At 71.5% G+C, this 17,410-nt stretch carries 17 protein-coding genes; 5 read left to right on the top strand and 12 right to left on the bottom strand.

What is annotated here, in order from left to right; all coding sequences use genetic code 11:
- Window positions 1–44 precede the first annotated feature (44 nt).
- Both C6Y14_RS20960 and C6Y14_RS20955 read left to right on the top strand, forming a co-directional pair.
- A complete protein-coding gene (locus C6Y14_RS20960) occupies window positions 45–1,664 on the top strand; it encodes a fused response regulator/phosphatase (protein ID WP_107018589.1) in 1,620 nt (539 codons plus the stop codon).
- Window positions 1,665–1,696: 32 nt separating this feature from the next.
- Complete coding sequence (locus tag C6Y14_RS20955) at window positions 1,697–2,053, top strand: 5-carboxymethyl-2-hydroxymuconate Delta-isomerase (protein WP_107018307.1); 357 nt, start codon at window positions 1,697–1,699, stop codon at window positions 2,051–2,053.
- A gap of 194 nt (window positions 2,054–2,247) precedes the next feature.
- Here C6Y14_RS20955 and C6Y14_RS20950 read toward each other — a convergent pair whose 3' ends face one another.
- The 3 genes from C6Y14_RS20950 to C6Y14_RS20940 form a co-directional block, all read right to left on the bottom strand.
- Window positions 2,248–2,937, bottom strand: coding sequence for a TetR/AcrR family transcriptional regulator (locus C6Y14_RS20950; RefSeq protein ID WP_107018306.1), 690 nt, complete (start codon window positions 2,935–2,937; stop codon window positions 2,248–2,250).
- Window positions 2,938–2,987: 50 nt separating this feature from the next.
- Window positions 2,988–4,934 (bottom strand): hypothetical protein, encoded by a 1,947-nt coding sequence (locus C6Y14_RS20945; RefSeq protein WP_107018305.1) that lies wholly within the window; start codon window positions 4,932–4,934, stop codon window positions 2,988–2,990.
- A gap of 73 nt (window positions 4,935–5,007) precedes the next feature.
- Entirely contained in the window at window positions 5,008–5,484 is a 477-nt protein-coding gene (locus tag C6Y14_RS20940) for a tetratricopeptide repeat protein (protein WP_225891212.1), read from the bottom strand.
- A gap of 322 nt (window positions 5,485–5,806) precedes the next feature.
- Between C6Y14_RS20940 and C6Y14_RS20935 the strand changes: the two genes are divergently transcribed.
- Window positions 5,807–6,259 (top strand): hypothetical protein, encoded by a 453-nt coding sequence (locus tag C6Y14_RS20935; protein WP_107018303.1) that lies wholly within the window; start codon window positions 5,807–5,809, stop codon window positions 6,257–6,259.
- Between the two features lie 98 nt (window positions 6,260–6,357).
- Here the strand turns inward: C6Y14_RS20935 and C6Y14_RS20930 are convergent, their stop codons facing one another.
- From C6Y14_RS20930 to C6Y14_RS20895, 8 genes are all read right to left on the bottom strand, one after another.
- A complete protein-coding gene (locus tag C6Y14_RS20930; protein WP_107018302.1) occupies window positions 6,358–7,929 on the bottom strand; it encodes a DUF1996 domain-containing protein in 1,572 nt (523 codons plus the stop codon).
- Between the two features lie 260 nt (window positions 7,930–8,189).
- Window positions 8,190–8,843 carry a LuxR C-terminal-related transcriptional regulator gene (locus tag C6Y14_RS20925; protein WP_107018301.1) on the bottom strand — a complete coding sequence of 218 codons (654 nt, stop codon included), beginning with the start codon at window positions 8,841–8,843 and terminating at the stop codon, window positions 8,190–8,192.
- Window positions 8,828–10,120, bottom strand: a complete 1,293-nt coding sequence (locus tag C6Y14_RS20920) for a sensor histidine kinase (RefSeq protein WP_107018300.1) — start codon at window positions 10,118–10,120, stop codon at window positions 8,828–8,830. Before C6Y14_RS20920 ends, C6Y14_RS20925 begins: the two co-directional genes overlap by 16 nt.
- A 102-nt stretch (window positions 10,121–10,222) precedes the next feature.
- Window positions 10,223–11,254, bottom strand: a complete 1,032-nt coding sequence (locus C6Y14_RS20915; RefSeq protein ID WP_107018299.1) for an NAD-dependent epimerase/dehydratase family protein — start codon at window positions 11,252–11,254, stop codon at window positions 10,223–10,225.
- 93 nt (window positions 11,255–11,347) lie between these two features.
- Complete coding sequence (locus tag C6Y14_RS20910) at window positions 11,348–11,938, bottom strand: winged helix-turn-helix domain-containing protein (RefSeq protein WP_107018298.1); 591 nt, start codon at window positions 11,936–11,938, stop codon at window positions 11,348–11,350.
- Between the two features lie 470 nt (window positions 11,939–12,408).
- Window positions 12,409–13,437 carry a glutamine synthetase gene (gene glnII / locus C6Y14_RS20905; protein WP_107018297.1) on the bottom strand — a complete coding sequence of 343 codons (1,029 nt, stop codon included), beginning with the start codon at window positions 13,435–13,437 and terminating at the stop codon, window positions 12,409–12,411.
- A gap of 260 nt (window positions 13,438–13,697) precedes the next feature.
- On the bottom strand, window positions 13,698–14,414 hold the full coding sequence (locus C6Y14_RS20900; protein WP_107018296.1) for an RlpA-like double-psi beta-barrel domain-containing protein: 717 nt from the start codon (window positions 14,412–14,414) through the stop codon (window positions 13,698–13,700).
- 128 nt (window positions 14,415–14,542) lie between these two features.
- Window positions 14,543–14,908 (bottom strand): arsenate reductase family protein, encoded by a 366-nt coding sequence (locus tag C6Y14_RS20895; RefSeq protein ID WP_107018295.1) that lies wholly within the window; start codon window positions 14,906–14,908, stop codon window positions 14,543–14,545.
- A gap of 165 nt (window positions 14,909–15,073) precedes the next feature.
- Between C6Y14_RS20895 and C6Y14_RS20890 the strand changes: the two genes are divergently transcribed.
- Window positions 15,074–15,382, top strand: coding sequence for a hypothetical protein (locus C6Y14_RS20890; protein ID WP_107018294.1), 309 nt, complete (start codon window positions 15,074–15,076; stop codon window positions 15,380–15,382).
- 111 nt (window positions 15,383–15,493) lie between these two features.
- Here C6Y14_RS20890 and C6Y14_RS20885 read toward each other — a convergent pair whose 3' ends face one another.
- On the bottom strand, window positions 15,494–16,693 hold the full coding sequence (locus C6Y14_RS20885) for a winged helix DNA-binding domain-containing protein (RefSeq protein ID WP_107018293.1): 1,200 nt from the start codon (window positions 16,691–16,693) through the stop codon (window positions 15,494–15,496).
- Window positions 16,694–17,016: 323 nt separating this feature from the next.
- Between C6Y14_RS20885 and C6Y14_RS20880 the strand changes: the two genes are divergently transcribed.
- Window positions 17,017–17,307 carry a hypothetical protein gene (locus C6Y14_RS20880; RefSeq protein ID WP_107018292.1) on the top strand — a complete coding sequence of 97 codons (291 nt, stop codon included), beginning with the start codon at window positions 17,017–17,019 and terminating at the stop codon, window positions 17,305–17,307.
- Window positions 17,308–17,410 lie beyond the last annotated feature (103 nt).

The raw sequence follows: 17,410 nt of genomic DNA, 5'->3' as shown, positions 1-17,410 counted from the left end.
GGACCCCGGGCCGCCCCACCGGCATGTCCGAGGGCTGGCAGCAGATGGACGTCCACGGCAAGCGAACCGACGCGACCGTCCTGCTCGTGGACGACACGGCGGCAGGCCGGTACGCCATGGGTGCCCTGCTGCGCCGGGCCGGACACCAGGTCGTCGCGGCCGCGACCGGCAACGAGGCACTCGTCGAACTCGACGCACGGCTGCGCAGGGGAACCCTCCCCGACGTGGCCCTCGTCGACGTGGAACTCTCCGACATGAACGGCTTCGAACTCTGCCGCAGGATCAAGGCCCGTCCGCACATGGCCGGCCTGCCCGTCGTGCACTTCTCGGCCTCCGCCGTGCACCCCGGGGACCGCTGCCGCGGCCTGGAGGCGGGCGGGGAGGCATATCTGGCGGTACCGGCCGAGCCCGAGGAGATCGACGCGGTGGTCCGGGCCGCCGTGCGCTCCGCGCGGCTGCGGGCCGACGACCAGGCACTTGCCCGGCGGCTGACGCTGCTGTCGGAGACGATCGTCACCATCCAGGCCGCCCGCAGCCTCCAGGAACTCGCCGACGCCGCCGCCAACGGCACCGCGCGCCTCACCGGAGGCCCCGCCGCCGTCTTCTTCCTCGGCCCGGACGACGAGCTGTACCGCGCCCTGTCCCAGGACCGCACCTCGCTCGCGCTGCCCGACGAGGGCGCCCACCGGGCCGTGGCCGGGCTGCTCCGGCGGCTCACCCGGGGGCAGTCCGGGGTGCAGATCACCACCGTGCCCGCGCCGCTGTGGCCCGCCGGGTTCTTCCGGCCCGGCATGCAGCACGACGCCCGGCTGGCGCTCATCCTCACCCAGGACGGCAAGGCCTCGGTGTGCCTGGCCACGCCCACCCGCGGGGTGCGCAGGGTCAACCCGGAGGAGGAGACGCTGGTGGCCCGGCTCGCCCAGGCCACCGCGTACGCCGCCGAGCCGCTGCTCATGTACCAGGTCGAACGGCACGTCGCCCTCACCCTCCAGCACAGCTTCCTGCCCCAGCCGCACCGGCTCCCCGAACTGCCGGGCATTGACGTTGCCGTCCGCTACGTGCCCGCCTCCCAGCAGACCGAGATCGGCGGCGACTTCTACGCGGCACTGCGCACCGACGACGGCGTGCTCGTCGCCGTGGGCGACGTCGTCGGGCACTCGCTGGACGCGGCCACCGTCATGGTCGAGATCCGGCACGCCCTGCGCGCCTACTGCGTCGACGAGAGCGACCCTGCCGTGCTGGCCGAACGCCTCGACAAGATGCTGCGGTACTACCACCCCGGGATCACCACCACGGTCTGCCTGGCGCTGATCGACCCCGCCACCGGACGCACCCGGATCGCGAACGCCGGCCACATCCCGCCGCTGATCATCCGCGACACCGGTACGGCCGACTACGCGAAGGCCGCCGGGCCGCTCCTCGGGATCGGACTGCCCCATCCGGCACCGACCGAACTGTTCCTCGAAGCGGGCGACCGGCTCCTGATGGTGACCGACGGGCTGATCGAGACACGGGGTACGGATCTGGCGGCGTCCATGGAACACCTCCGCGCGGCGGCCGTCGGCGCGCTGCCCGGTCTGGACGCCCTGTGCGACACACTCCTGGACTGCTTCGGCCATGAGCGGGAGGACGACATCGCGCTGCTCGCCCTGCGGCTAGGGTGAGGGTTGTTTCCCCCGAACAGGAGTGCCCACCCATGCCGCAGATCACCGTCGACTACTCCGCGTCGCTCGGCGACGCCTTCGACCGGCAGGGGTTCGCTGTCGCGCTGCACGCCATGGTGGTGGAGACGGCCGCGGCGAAGCCCGAGGCGTGCAAGTCCCGGTTCCGGGCCGTGCACGACATCGTCGTGGGTGCCGATGTGGCGGGACACGAACTGGTGCACGTCGGTCTGGCGCTGCTGCCGGGGCGCTCCGCCGAGGTGAAGTCGGCGTTGACCTCGGGGGCGTTGGAGCTGGTGCGGGCGCATGTGAAGCCGGTCGATGGACGCGCGCTGCACGCGTCCGCGGAGGTCCGCGACCTGGCCCCGTCCTACCAGAAGCACGTGGACTGACGTCCGGGTCCCCCGGGGGCGGGGCCTGCGGGCCGACTGCACAGTGCGGCCCGGTGGGGGCCGTTCGCGCAGTTCCCCGCGCCCCTGAAGGGCGCCCTTCAGGGGCGCGGGGAACTGCGCAGTCTTTTGGCTTTTAGGGGCGCGGGGAACTGCGCAATCCTTTGGGCCCGCCCCCACCGGTCCGCGCTGTGGGGTCAGCCGGCCAGAGCCACCAAGCGGCCCACCAGGTCCGCGAACGGGCTTTCGGACGGTTCCTGGGACAAGGCCGCACGCAGGACCGCGGCCATCTCAGGATCCGACGCCGCACTGACCGCCGCCAACGCGGCAAAATCATGTACCAGTTGAACCTCAAGCTCCGCCCGCGGAATCCGCCGCCCGTCCAGCCAGATCAACGCGGTCGCCTCCGCCAGCGAGATCCAGGAGCGGACGACGAGTTCGAGCCGGGCAGGCGCCCGCTCCACCCGCAGGTGGGACAGGATCTGCAGATACGCCGCCTGCCGCACCCCGTCGACCAGCGCGTTGGTCGTGGTGGACCCGACCGAGGGCCCACCCCGCATCAACGCCGAGAAACCGGGCCCGTGCTCGTCGACGAAGTCGAAGAACCGCCGCATCACGCGCAGCAGCCGCGCCCCCAGCGGACCTTCGCGCGGCTCAACGAAACGTTCCGCCAGATCGTCCGAGGCCCGTTGCAACGCGGCCTCGTACAGGCTGAGTTTGCCCGGGAAGTAGTGGTAGACCAGCGGTCGTGAGATGCCCGCGGCGGAGGCTATCTCGTCGATGGACACGTCGTCCGGCGAGCGCCGGCTGAACAGGTCGAGGGCGACGCCGATCAACTGCTGCCGTCGCTCCTCGACGCCCATTCTGCGCCGCACCCCGGTAGTCATATGAACACCTTACCGATCGAACCGATCGGAACCGGCCTCGAACGGGCCGCTCAGCGGAGCCCGCCGATCTCCCTCCCGCTGCCCAACGTGCCCTTCAGCACGACCTGCGCGCCCTGTTCGGCCCGCACGGCGAGGAGATTGCTGCGCGCCGCCCCGCTCACACCGCCCGTCGCACGGATCGACGCCGTGTCCTCGCCGCCGGCGGCGAGGAGGTACCAGTCGCCCTCGACGGACTTCCACAGCACGCCCGCCAGGACATGGGGATCCTTCGCACCGCACGCGGACGCGTTCTCCGCCTTCGCCACGACCGCGCCGAACCGCTGCCCCGGCGCGTGGAACTGGGCGAGCACCCGCGGACCTCCGCCCCGCCAGGTGTCCGCGCGGGTGCACAGCCACTCCGCGGTGCCGCTCCCGTCGGGGAGGGGCTGCCGGGCGTAGCTCCAGGAGTTGACCGAGCGCACGCCCTGGCCTCGGGCGTCCGCGAGGGAGCAGGCCAGCGGGGCCCAGTCCGCCGCGGAGGCGTCGCCCGGCCGCCCGGGACGGCCCGAGGTGAGCCGCGCGGGCGTCAGTTCCCCGAGGTCGGTCGACAGGCGGGTACCGGTCTTGTCCGTCAGCTCCAGGGCGTTCCAGGAACGGCACGCGCCGGTCTGCAGCGCCGGACTCGCGAACGGCTCGGTCACCCCGTCCGCCGAGCGCGCCAGCGGCGTCGTACCGGCGGTGGACTTCAGCAGGTCGCGCACGGCGGCCGTACGCACCCAGGGGGCCGTCAGATAGCGGACGTTGCCGTCGGTGCGGCCGAGGACCAGCGCGTCGGCGTCGGCTCCCGAGGCGCCGTCGACCCGGGCGAAGTCGAGAGCCGCGCCCTGGGTGCCGCCGTCCTTCGCCTCGGCGTACCGCGCGATCCGCAGTCCGTCGTACAGCAGCACCACGCGGCTCTGGTCGACCTCGCCCGCGTACAGCAGCTGGGGCGGTCCCGGCGGGGCACCCGAGGGGGTGCCGGGGGTCGCCGAGACCTGTACGGACCCGCCGGGCCGCGCCCATACGGCGAGCGCGCGGCGCAGCAGGCCCTTGTCGCCGGTGAGCGCGCCGCGCGCGGGCCACACGGAGAAGTCGGTGCGCGCGGACGACTCCCACGCCCCGGCGGGGACCAGCGTGAGCTTGCCGGGGTCGAGGGCGGCCTGGGCCGCCGGGTTCTGCGCGTACGGGGGAGCGGCGGCGCCCTCGGGGCCCCAGCCGTCCCCGGGCATGCCGAGGAGCGCCCCGCACACGGCCACCGCGGCGGCCGCGGCGATCGCCGCCTTGATGTGCTGGCGGCGGCGCACCAGATCGGTGGGCCGGGCGTGCAGCGAGCACGGGTCGAACTCGGGGGAGGTCAGCAGCGCGTCGGCGCCCTCGGCGGTGTCCACCGCGTCCGCCTCGGCGAGGGCGGCGGCCGGGTCCTCCTCGCCGGCCGCGGCCAGCACCCGGCGGACGTCCGCGTCGGTCATCCGCTCCAGACCGCGCAGCACGAACGCGGCGCGGGCCGGTGCGGAGAGCGCCGACAGCCGCTGGTCCAGAGCGAGTTCATCGGCTCCGCCGGAGCGCGGGAAAAGCCGCAGGCCCCACACCTGCGGGAGCAGCGGCGGCAGTTGGGCCCGGGTGGGCCAGGCGCGGAAGGTCAGCGGCCTGGCCGCCTCCAGCGCCATCCGCAGGACGCGCAGACGCACGTACGCGTACCCGGGGTCCGCGTCGCGGCCCTCGGTGACGGTTTTCTGGGCGGGGAGCACGGCGGTGTCGCCGGAGGCCCGGCCGCGGGGCAGGGTGCGCTGGGTGAGCGCGTGCGCGGTGAGCACCCGGCGGTTGCGGCCGAGGCTCGGCGGCAGCACCAGATAGGCGAGCCGGACGAGCCGCGGATAGTGCTCGACGAGCGCGGCCTCGGCCTGCTCGATGTCGACCACCGGCCCGGGGGCGGCGGCTGATGCGGGGCGGGGGCGCGGGGCGACATCCTGTGACTGCACGTTCAGCAGAACGAGCGAATCGGTGGATGGTCACCTGGACCGCCCGACACCACCGGGAGTTGTCCGCGGTGTGCTATGCCTCCGGCTCGACGAGCAGGCGCGCGTAGTTCGCCATGGACCGCTGGTAGCGCGGCAGATGAGGGGCGAGGGCGCCCAGGACCAGCGAGAGGCCTTCGCGCTCACGGCCCAGGCTCGCCAGGCACAGGGCGAGAGTCGCCCGTACGGCGTCGTCCAACTCGTCGGACACACCCACGAGTTCGGGGGAGAGAAGCTTGACGCCCTCCTCCGGCTGCCCGAGGTTCCGCAGCGAGCTGGACAGCTGGATCTTCGCGCGCCGGCCGCGGTAGCCGTCGAGGCCGAGGTCCAGGGCCTGCCGGTACAGCGGAACGGCGTTGTCCGAGTGGCCCGTCGAGTCCCAGGCGCACGCCCGCTCGAAGGGGGCGACCGGGCTGCCGGCGGGCAACTCGGCGGCGAGCGCGTCGATCAGCGCCCGGAACTCCGCCGCGTCCGTCGCCGGATCGGCCTCGAAACCGGCCCAGGCGGCGGCCACCCGCTCGTCCCAGTCCGCCGCGCCGGCGGCCGTGTCGCCGGCCGTGCGGTCCGCTGCCCTGTTGGTCGCACTGTCCTCTGTCGTCACTTGCTCACCTTCGCACACGTGCGCCAATCAAAAGCAACGCTTCTGTGGCGCAGGTCACTGTCAGGCGTCCTGTGGTGCCTGTATGACGGAATCGGTCACTCGTGCCGTCGCCGGTTGAGCGCGGAGCCTGCGGGAGCCGTATCGAAGACCGGGGCCCCTGTGCGGGCTCTCGGAGGCGTGGGCGCACGGCCCCGGCGAGGCAGGTCGCCGGAATGGACCCGGAGGTACGGACGTAATGAGTTTTACGGGCAAGAGGCTCGCGGTCGGCACGGCCGGGGCGGTCGTGGCACTCCTCGCGGTGACCGGCTGCGGCTCCGACGGCGGCGACGAGAAGAAGGTTCCCGAGACCGCCACCGGGAGCCTGGAGCACATCGCCAGCGAGGCGGGCTGCAAGCCGAACATGCAGACGGACGCGGACACGATCCGGCAGGCCATCTGCAAGAAGTCCGGCGAGAAGTACGTCCTCGCGACGTTCGCCACCGACCGCGGCCAGGCCGAGTGGCTGACCGGGGCGAAGGACTACGGCGGCTACTACCTCGTGGGCCGCAAGTGGGTCGCCGTCGGGGAGAAGAAGACGGTCACCGCGCTGCGCGGCCGGCTCGGCGGGACCATGGAGGAAGGCTCCGAGCACATGAACCCGGGCGGCAGCCACAACAGCGGCACGCACAGCGGCAGCGCTCACAGCTGACCTCGCGCGTTCGACGGAGTTCAGGACATGAAGAAGCCGGCGGTGGGAATTCCCACCGCCGGCTTCTTCATGCTCGGCGTCCGGCTGCCACGTAAGGACTACGTGCAGTTCTGGCCGCTGTTGATGCAGTCCACGACCTCGTTCATCTCGTTCTCGTCGAAGAAGTTGATGAAGTCGTTGTGGTCGGTGATCGGCTTGTGCAGCTGGTCCGGGAAGGAGTCCACCGCGAACGCGTTGGTGATCTGGTCACCCTGGATCTGCGGGGCCGCCACGTCGTAGACGAGACGGACCTGCAGCTGGGGGATGGCCTGGAAACCGTTGCCGCAGGTGCCGTCCGCCTGGACGAAGGACACGTGCGTGCGGTGGTTGGCGCTGTCGATGTTCTGGCCGTCCCAGCAGCTCTGGAAGTTGGACGTGCGCACCACGGAGCTGCCCTCGGGGCAGATCGGGAACTTGTCCGTCAGCTGGCGGTCCTCGAAGCCGGTGCAGCTCCAGTTCGTGTTGGCGTTGTTGAGGCCGTTGACGAAGGCCTTGGCGTCACCGGTGATGATGCGCAGGGCCGTCGGCATCGCGACGACGTCACCCTGCTTGTTGCCCACGAACTTCAGCTGCGCCTCGCTGGCCTGCTGGATCGTGCCGACGTTGCCGTCCTGACCGCCACCGGCGGCGTCCGCGTCGATGTCGTCCTTGCCGTCCTGCACACGCAGTACCGGCCAGAAGTACGAGGACTTGTCGCCCTGGTTCTGGCAGGTGGTCTCGGCGTTCGCCAGGTCCTCGTCGCTCGCGAAGGCGTCGTTGGACTGGTTGCCGACGTAGTCGTGCTGGTGCTGGGCGCCGTTGCTGACACCCGGGGCGACGATCACGTTGTCCGAGTTGCGGAGCTCGTTCTCGTTGGTGCCGCAGCTCGTGGTGAAGGTGCCGGTGGAACCGGTGTCCCCGTTCGCGGGGAGCCCGTTCGCGCCCACACCCTTGGGGCCGCCGTTCGGCTGGACCTGGGTGATGTCCTGGAAGTCGGCTGCCACGGGCCCGTTGTCGGCCTGACCGCCGTTACCGCCGTCGCCACCCTGGCCGCCGCCGTTGCCGGCCTGACCACCGTTGTTGCCCTGGCCGCCATTGTTGCCCTGGCCACCGTTGTTGCCCTGACCGCCGTTGTTACCGCCCTGGCCGCCGTTGTTGCCCTGGCCCCCGCCCGTGGGGTTGCCGGCGGGTACGCCCTGGCAGCCCGCGAACTTGCCCCATCCTCTGGGTCCCTTGCCGCCCGCGCGCTTGATGTTGTTGCTGATCCTGTCGATCGTCGCAACACGCTTGGACTTCAGAGGGCTCAGGATGGCGTTGTTGACGTAGGCGGGGTCCCCCGCCTGAGCCTGACGCGTGTCCGCAAGACGCTTATAGGCCTCCGTGACCTGCTGGTCGAGCTTGGCCAGCTCCTTGTCGACACCGGCGCGGGCGCCCTTGGGCACGGAGGTCAGCTTCTGGCCGACGTCCGGGCATTTGATCGTGGCCACCGAGGCGGCGGTCGTCTGCGCGTTCCGCGTCGAGTTCTTGCTCTCGCCCGCGGAAGCGTAGATGTTGGCCGCAAGCAGACCGCCGCCACCCAGCGCGAGAGCCGCCGATGCGGCTATCGCCCGGTTGGCGAGCGTGGAGCGGCGTTTTCGGTTCGTGCGTCCCATGGAACTCCCTCTGGCTTCCTTGCGGGGGCATCGAGGCGCCCGGCAGGAGGTGAAGCGGCTCCGTTCAATACGGAGGAGGTTCCTGGGGCGTTCAGAGGCCCCGGAAATTGATGGGAGTTCCGTGGCGCAATCCTGCCGCAAGGGGCCCAGAAGCCCCTGAAACAACGGCAGTTGAGCGGGAATTATTGAATATCATTCAGCGGATCTGAAACTCGGGAACGATTCGGGCCCGCCCTTGTCCTCCCTGCTTATGAACCCTTTCAGCGGCCCTGGTCCAAATAGGCGAGAACGGCCAGGACGCGACGGTTGTCGTCGTCCGAGACATCCAGGCCGAGCTTCTGGAAGATGTTGGACGTGTGCTTGGCGATCGCCCGCTCCGTGACCACGAGTTGGCCCGCGATCGCCGCATTCGACCTGCCCTGCGCCATCAGTTCCAAAACCTCCAGCTCGCGAGGTGTCAGCCGCCCCAGCGGCCGGCCGTCGCCCTGCCGCCGCGCCAGCAACTGCTGGATGACCTGCGGATCCATCGCCGTGCCGCCCGCCGCCACCCGCCGCACCGCGTCGATGAACTGCTCGGCGTCGAACACCCGGTCCTTCAGCAGATAGCCGACCCCGCCGGTCCCGTCGGCGAGCAGCTCACGCGCGTACAACTGCTCGACGTGCTGGGACAGGACGAGCACCGGCAGCCCGGGTCTGGCCCGGCGCGCCGCCAGCGCGCACTGCAGCCCCTCGTCCGTGTGCGAGGGCGGCAGGCGTACGTCGACCACGGCGACGTCCGGCCGCAACTCGGCGAGCGCCCGCGTCAGTTCGGGTCCGCTCTCGACGGCGGCGGCGATCTCGAAGTCGAACGCCTCCAGCATCCGGACCAGACCGTCGCGCAGCAGGAACAGGTCTTCGGCTAGGACGACTCGCAAGGGATCTCCATGGTCACCATGGTGGGACCGCCCGCGGGACTGCTGACGGCCAGGACGCCGTCGAATGTACCGAGTCGCCGCTCGACCCCGGAGAGTCCCGACCCCGAGCCGATCACGGCGCCGCCCCCGCCGTCGTCGGTGACGGCGATCCGCAGCATGCCGCCGTGCTCCGGGGTGTGGTGCAGGTCGACCCAGATCCGCCCGGCGCCCGAGTGCTTGACCGCGTTGGTGAGGACCTCGCTGACGGCGAAGTACGCCGCCGCCTCCACCGGTTCCCCGAGCCGGCCGGGCAGGTCCGCGTCGACCTCCGTGGCGATCGGCAGCCGCAGCGCCAACGCCCGTACGGCGTCCCCGAGTCCGCGCTCGGCGAGCACGGGCGGATGGATGCCGCGTACCAGGTCCCGGAGTTCGGTGAGGGCCTCCGCGGAGGACCGGCGGGCCTGTGCGACCAGCTGCCTGGCCTTCGCCGGGTCCTTCTCGATCAGGGCCTCGATCGTGCCGAGATCCATGCCCATCGCGACCAGCCGGGCCTGCGCCCCGTCGTGCAGATCCCGCTCGATCCGGCGCAGTTCGGCCGCGGAGGTGTCGACGGCGTCGCGCCGCGTCTCGGTCAGTACGCGGACCCGCTGGGCGAGTTCGCCCTGCCCGGACGCCAGGACGGACCGGGCCAGCAGGAAGTGGACGCGCAGCAGGAAGGGGATCGTATACACGCCGGCGACGAGCAGGGCGGCGCCCAGGGCCCCCGCGGCGAGGGCGCTGAGCTGCCCGCCGACCGGCACGAATCCGTACCACCAGCCGACGTGTGTGCCGTCGGTGAAGACCCGCCACAGCCCGGCGGCCAGCGCGAACCCCTCGAAGGGATAGAAGAGCAGCGCCGCGGGCAGCAGCGCGGTGACGAAACCCGCGGTCATGTCCACCGGCAGCCACAGGAGGTCCCGCCGCACGGCCGGGTCGCCGAGCAGACGGAAACACCGTTCCCACGGGTTGGCGCCCTTCGGGACCGGCCGGTACGCGGGCGGGATCCGCACCCCGCTCCACCGGACCGCCAGCAGCCGCCGCCAGTCCGCGAAGCCGCGTACGGCGGCCAGCACCCAGGGCGTCGTGACGATGCCGATGCCCAGCGGCACGAGCACGATCGACACGACGGAGAGCACGAAGAGGACGATCGACCCGGCGAGAGCCGCGACGGCCAGCAGCAGAGCCCGCACTCCGGCGATCGCGGCGGTACGCACCCGGCCGCCCGCCCTGTTCTCCCCGCTGTCCCCGTCGGTGTCCATGCGCCCAGTCTCGCCCACCCCGCGACGGTGGTCAGGGGGCCGAGCCACCGGAAAGGGGGTGGTGCTGGCACCACCCCCTCCCCTTCTCCCGGTCCGCCGCCCTCAGCCGCGCAGCAGCTTCTCCTCCACGGCGGGATCGAGGCCGACCACGGGACGGTCGGGCCGCTGGGGCGGGACACCGCCGATGTCCTGGAGCCAGCTCCAGGTGTCGGCCACGGTCTCGGAGACGGGACGGCAGCGCAGCCCCGCCCGCACCGCCTTGGACACATCGACGCGGTGCACCATGGCGTGCAGCTCGGAGTCCGGCGGCACCCACACGGGCAGCTGCGTCCAGGGCTCGACACCGGCCGCCAGGATCACCTCGGGCTCGGTCCAACGGAGTTCGGCCCGCCCGCCGGTGACTTGCGCACACGCGTCGAGCAGCGTCCGCGTGGTCGCGTGCCCGGAAGGACTGATGAGGTTGTACGCCCCACTCAGCCCGCCCTCCGTCCCGCTGCCGCCCGCCACGGCCCCCAGCGTCCACTCCGCGAGGTCGCGGACGTCGATGTACTGGAGCGGCAGTTCACGGGGGCCGGGCGCGAGCACGGGCCCGCCGCGGGCCGCGCGGGCGAGCCACCACGGCAGCCGGCCGATGTTCTCGTACGGGCCGAGGATCAGACCGGCCCGTACCAGCAGGGCCCGCTCCTCGCCGAAGGCGTCGAGCACGGCCAGCTCGCCCCCGCGCTTGTCGCGCGCGTAGTCGGTCTGTCCGGCGTCGGGGGAGGCGCCCTCGACCAGCGGGCCGCTCTCGTCGAAACCTGGCGGCTGCGGCCACGCGTACACGGAGCAGCTCGACACGTACACGTACCGCCGGACACGGTCCTTCAACAACTGCGCGGAGTCCCGCACCACCCACGGAGCGCCCGACCAGGTGTCGACCACGAGGTCCCATACGCCGCCGCCGGGGCCCTGTCCGTCCTCGGCGAGGGCCGCGAGCCCGTCGGGCGCGGTGCGATCGCCGTGCAGGGAACGTACGCCCGCGGGCGGGTCGTGCCGGCCGCGGTGGAAGACGGTCACGTCCCAGCCGCGCGCCAGCGCCGCCTCCACGACGGCCCGCCCCACGAACTCCGTACCGCCCAGCATCAGAAGTCTCATGGAGGGGACTCTGCCCCGCTCAGCCGTGCGGCGGAACGGAATTCTGCCCACAGGCGATCTGCCCAGAGGCGAACCGTCCCGCCGCCGGACGGATCAACTGCTCGTGACCGGCGCGTACTTGTAGCCGACGCGCCGCACGGTCCTGATGGTGTCGCGGTGCTCCACGCCGAGCTTGCGGCGCAGCCGGGCGATGTGGACGTCGACGGTCCGGCCGTCGCCCACGTGTCCGTAGCCCCACACCGTGGTGACCAGCTGGTCGCGGGTGTGCACCCGGTGCGGATGCGCCACCAGGTGCGCGAGCAGCTCGAACTCCAGGTATGTGAGATCGAGCGGGCGCCCGTCGACCTCGGCGGTCCGCTGAACGGTGTCGACCCGCACGGGCAGGTCATCACCGCCCACCGTCTCGGCCCCCGCCTCGGTCTCCGTCTCCGGCACGGCGACCGGCAGCAGGGACGGCTGGTCGGCGGGTACGAGGACCAGGTACCCGATCATCGGCGGGTGGCCCGGCAGCGTGGGCAGGGTGTGCGGGGGAGCGGGCAGCCAGGTGGCGCCCGGCGGCAGGAAGTCGGTGACGTCGACCACCTCGTCCCGGTCGACCGCCCGCAGTCGATGACGTGCGGAGCCGGTGGACGGGGCCGGGGAGGTGGCGGTGGCCACGGAGGAGAAGGAACGGGTGTTCGCCATGAGAGGTCAGCTCTTTTCGCGCGAGAGGTCGTCGAGGACGTACGTCGTGCGCGCTGGCCGAAGGCCGGTGTACGGCTTTAGAGGGCCTGCGCGTTCGTCGCGCGACAACACACCCGGTCGAAGTCGTGGTGCTGACGGGAAGGCCAGAAGGGCTCAAGGTCGTGCCGACCCGTAGCGATGCACTCCTGGAAGCTGGCCATGCCCCCATTGAAGCAGACACAGCCCCGCAACATCAGCCTCCTCTCACTGTCCGGACACCCACACCCGCCGAGAGCCCGCAGAGGAGCGCCCCGCAAGGGGCGCGGGGAACGGCGCAGTCTTGTCGCTTTTAGGGGCGCGGGGAACGGCGCGACAAGCCCCCACCGGACCCGCACCCGCCCACGCCCCCCCGGGCACCCCCTCCCCCCCCCGAGCGGACGCGAAGGGGCGCCCACCACGCAGGTGGACGCCCCTCGGAAAAGCCAGCCGGCTCAGACCTGCCCAGCCTTCTCCAGCGCGGAGCAGCACGTGTCGACGATCAGCCGAGTCACCACATACGGGTCGACATTCGCGTTCGGACGCCGGTCCTCGATGTACCCCTTGCCGTCCTTCTCCACCTGCCAGGGGATACGAACCGAGGCCCCACGGTTGGACACCCCGTACGAGTACTCGTTCCACGGAGCCGTCTCGTGCAGCCCCGTCAGCCGGTCGTCGATCCCCGCACCGTAGTTCTTGACGTGGTCGAGCGGCTTCGAGCCCTCACCCAGCGACTCGCACGCGGTGATGATCGCCTCGTACCCCTCGCGCATCGCCTTGGTGGAGAAGTTGGTGTGCGCACCGGCCCCGTTCCAGTCACCCTTCACCGGCTTCGGGTCCAGCGTCGCGGAGACGTCGAAGTCCTCGGCGGTGCGGTAGAGCAGCCAGCGGGCCACCCACAGCTGGTCGGAGACCTCCAGCGGGGAGACGGGACCGACCTGGAACTCCCACTGGCCGGGCATGACCTCGGCGTTGATGCCGGAGATGGCGAGCCCGGCCTTGAGGCAGTTCTCCAGGTGCGCCTCGACGATGTCACGGCCGAAGATCTCGTCGGAGCCGACGCCGCAGTAGTAGCCGCCCTGCGCGGCGGGGAAGCCGCCCACGGGGAAGCCGAGCGGACGCTCGCCCTTGAAGAAGGTGTACTCCTGCTCGATGCCGAAGATCGACTCCTGCGCGGCGAACTTCTCCGCGACCTCGGTGAGCGGCGCACGGGTGTTGGACTCGTGCGGCGTCATGTCGATGTTGAGGACCTCGCACATGACGAGGACGTCGTCACCGCCGCGGATCGGGTCCGGGTAGGTCGCGACCGGCTTGAGCACACGGTCCGAGGCGTGACCCTCGGCCTGGTTCGTGGACGAGCCGTCGAAGCCCCAGATCGGCAGCTCCGCACCCTTCGCGTCGTCGGCGAGTATCTTCGTCTTCGAACGGAGCTTGGCCGTCGGCTCGGTGCCGTCGATCCAGATGTACTCAGCCTTGAAGGTCACGGGCCACATCCTTCGGGGTGGGTCTCTAAGCGCAGTGCGGTAGCTGCGGCGCTGCGGCACTGGGGCGCCGCGGAGGATGCCCGAAGCCTGTCAACAGGCAGTTTCCCGATCATTGCCCGGATGTGAACCCCGTGTTACCTGATGTCTCTGTGGTGCGGGTCACCTACGGAGAGCATCGCCCCCTCGTATGCGATGGGTTTCGGACAGGTGGCGGCCCGCACCGCCACCCGACACGAAACCAGGCGGTCCGGTGGGACCCGTCAGCCCACCTTCTCGATGACGGCCTTGCGGATCAGGAACTTGCCGGGCTCACGGACCTGCTCGAACGCCTCGTTGTTCAGGAGTACGCAGCTGCCGGAGACCGAGGTGACCTCCACGGTCGTGGACTTGTTGTTGTCCAGGTTCGTGACCTTGAGCTTCGTACCGGCGGGGAACTGGTTGCTGGACGCGGCGGGCGCGCCCGCTTCACCCGAGAGGGTGACCGTGGACCCGTTGCAGACCTGCTCGCCGGCCGCTGCGCCGCCACCGCCACCGGCGGCCGGGGCGGACGGGGCCTGCGACGGCTGCTCGGCGGGAGCGGACGCGGCGGGCGGCGCCTCGGTGCCCGCCCCCGTACCGTCCCCGGTACCGGCACCGCCCCCTTCGCCCACGGTGGCGTCGGACTCGCCGACCGTGCAGCCGGAGGCCTCCTGCTGCACCTTGATCTGGGCGATGACCGCTTCACGGTTGGCGATCCGCGCCTCGGACTGGGCGTCCGGGGCGGTGCGCTGTCCCTCGATGAACTTCTCGTTGTTGCCGAGGGCGGTGGCCAGTCCGCCGCAGACCACGGAGGACTGCGCGGTGGACTTGGCGGAGTTCGTGGCCGGTGTCGCGTTGGACGTGGCGGCCAGGGCGAAGGCCCCACCGCCGGCCACCGCGGCGGCGCTCACCAGCAGGGCGATCTTCTTCTTCGTCCCGAGCGTTCTTCTGCGCGACATCAACGGCTCCTGTCCCCGGCCGCCCCTGGCGGCGGCCGTCCGCCGTTATGTACGAGATACCGAACGAACTTGCTCAGTGGTTGACCGGAGTCGTTCAAGTAACGTGGATCACACGGGTGTTGTCGGGGTCACTGCCGCCTGCCCAGCGCGTCCCGCACCGACTCGTCCGTCCGCGCGACGACGGCGGTCCCGTCCTCCGCGGTGATGATGGGCCGCTGGATGAGCCGGGGGTGTCCGGCCAGTGCCGCGACCCACCGCTCGCGCGAACCGGCGTCACGGGCCCAGTCCTTCAGCCCCAGCTCCTTCGCCTCGGCCTCCTGGGTCCGGGTGATGTCCCAGGGCTCAAGACCGAGGCGCTCCAGGACCGCCCGGATCTCCGCCTCGCTCGGCACGTCCTCCAGATACCGCCTGACCGTGTACTCGGCCCCCTCCGCGTCCAACACGCTGATGGCGCTGCGGCACTTCGAACAGGCCGGATTGATCCAGATCTCCATGCCGCACAAGGTACGCGAGAACACCGTGCCACTCACTTGTCACGGCACCCCCAAAAGGCCTGTGGCCAGGGGCGATTGTCAGTGGGCGGCAGTAGAATAGAAGCAGTGTTCGAGGGTGCCGCCGGAGACGCCGGCCGGTGCCCTGACCGCGACAGGAGGATGCCTGTGCCCGCTGCCGCACTGAGTCCGCTGCCCACCCAGTCCACCGCCAAGAGGGCGGTCCAGCTGGACCTGCCCTACCAGCCCGTCGAGAAGCGCCCGCTGCCCCCGGGCCGCCCGCGCGAGTGGTACGTCACGCACAACCGCCGCCTCAAGGCGATGCGGCTGGCCATCGCCCTCCTCGACTCCGGCGTCTACGTACCCAGGCAAGCCCACAACGACACGATCCGCAGCACGGCCGCACTCATAGGCGTACACCCACCGTCGGACACGACCTGCCACATGGTCCGGGCCCTGATGAGGTACGCGCGCTGAGCCCGCGCCCGTGACGCGGCCCAATCCGTGACGCAGCCCAACCCGTAGCGCCGCCCGCGTCCCGGGCGGCGCGTCGGTGAGGGCTCCTCGGGTTCTCCGGGTCTCCCGCTCTCAGCCGGACGCCAACTCCCGCTCCAGCGGGGTCCGGAAGCGGGGGGTGACCCGGGTGGGCCCCATCCACGACCGCAGCCGGTCGGCCTCGGCCCCGATCGCCTCCAGGGCCTCGGCGCCAGGGTCCTTGCTGTCCGCGTCCTCACCGTCCAGCAGCCGCCAGGCGATCTCGCCGTCGGGGCGCTGGGCCCAGCCGCCCACGATCCGCCCGTCCCACCAGACGGTCGGTCCGATGTTCCCGCTGCGGTCGAAGAGCGTGGGCCGCAGCCGGGGCGGGCAGTACCAGTCCCGTTCCTGCCATCCCATGGCCGTCGGGTCCAGGCCGGGCAGCAGCGCGGCCCACGGTTCGACGGCCCCGGCCGGCTCCACCGCGTCGGCGAGCACGTACGCCACGCCCTCGTCCACCGAGACGGTCACCGCTCCCACCGCGCCCAGCGCCCGCCGTACGTCGCTGACCTTCCACCCCGTCCACCACTTCAGGTCGGCCTCCGTGGCCGGCCCGCACGCGGCGAGCCAGCGCCGGATCAGCTCGGCCTGGGCCTCGGCGACGGGCAGTTCGGCGCACGGGGGAGCCGTGGCCCACCGGAACTGCGTGGACGTCCACGACCCCAGCGGCCGTCCCCGTACGATCCGGCCCTCGGCCCCGAGGACACGCAGCAGCCGCGACGAAACGGTGTGCACTCCCTCGTAGCTCGTGCCCGGCGCGTACGCGAACTGCTCCCTCAACCGCGGCTCCTCGCGGCCCAGTTCGGCGGCCGTCGCCTCGCCGCGCCGGGCGAGTGCGGCCAGCGTGGACGTCTCCACCTCCGCGAGCCACTGCGCGTCGGGAGCACCGGCTCGGGCCATGTCCTTGACCAGCGAGGCGCGCGCCCGGGCGGCCACGGCGAGTCCGGTGGACGCGTGCACGACCGGAACGAGCCCGGTGGGGAACACGAACACGGTCTGCCGCATGCCGTGCATCCGGATCAGCGTCCGGTCCTCGTACAGGGCCCGCTCCATCTCCGGCACGACCCGCGCCGCGTCCGTGAGCCGCGCCCCCACGGCGAGGTGGACGCTGACGGGATCCGTCCCGTGCAGCGCCACCAGCGAGGCCGCGACCTCCTCGGGAGTGCCCGCCCGGGCGGCCCCGGCCAGCCGCTGCCCGACGCCCAGCCGGGCCCGCCGCTCGGCCACACCGACGTGCCGCCGCTGCCCGCTCATGCCGTTCCCCCTGTCCGGTCCGACCCCGCGTCCTCGCATTCTCTCCGATGCCCTCTCGGGGCAGGGGCAGGGAGGGCGGTGGCCCCGGACGCAGATTTACTCACTCCGGAGCACCCTCATTGCTCCGCTCTGTGACGATTTCGCTTGACCCCGAGCTGTTTTGTGACTGCTCGTAAGCGGACCCTGCCGTTATTCGTTTCCGTCGGACAGGGATCGCCCGGCATCCTGGGGACTACTCTCGACGTCACCGACGGCCCGGCACACAGTCCGGCACCGCGTCGGACAGCTCAAGGTCCCACCACCCACGCACAAGGAGACCCGCCATGGGTACCTTGATCGTTTTGGCGATCCTCGTCCTGGTAGTCCTGGGATTCAACAGTCCCGTCTGGTGGCTCGCCGCGGCCGCCCTGGTCTACCTCTACGTCCGCTTCTTGCGGGCGGGCCAAGGGGCCTCCGGCCCGTCGTCGGGCGGCGGCGGAGGCGGCGGCGGTTCGAGTTCGAGCTCCACGGCCCGGATGGACAGCGACTACCACTCATACCGCCAGCGCCGCGACCGGATGGCCAAGTGGGAACGCCGCTACCGCCGCGAACGCCCCTGGAACGTGAAGAAGTGAACGTCAGAAAATGACGGACGTCAGGAAATGACGGAGCCCCGCCACTGCCCGAGGGGCGATGGCGGGGCTCCGTTCATACCGTACGACTGGTCACCGGGCGGAC

The sequence above is a fragment of the Streptomyces dioscori genome, assembly GCF_003024195.1.
GTDB lineage: Bacteria > Actinomycetota > Actinomycetes > Streptomycetales > Streptomycetaceae > Streptomyces > Streptomyces dioscori.
The sequence above is the reverse complement of the archived record's forward strand: the minus strand, read 5'-3'. Positions and strand labels throughout refer to the sequence as shown.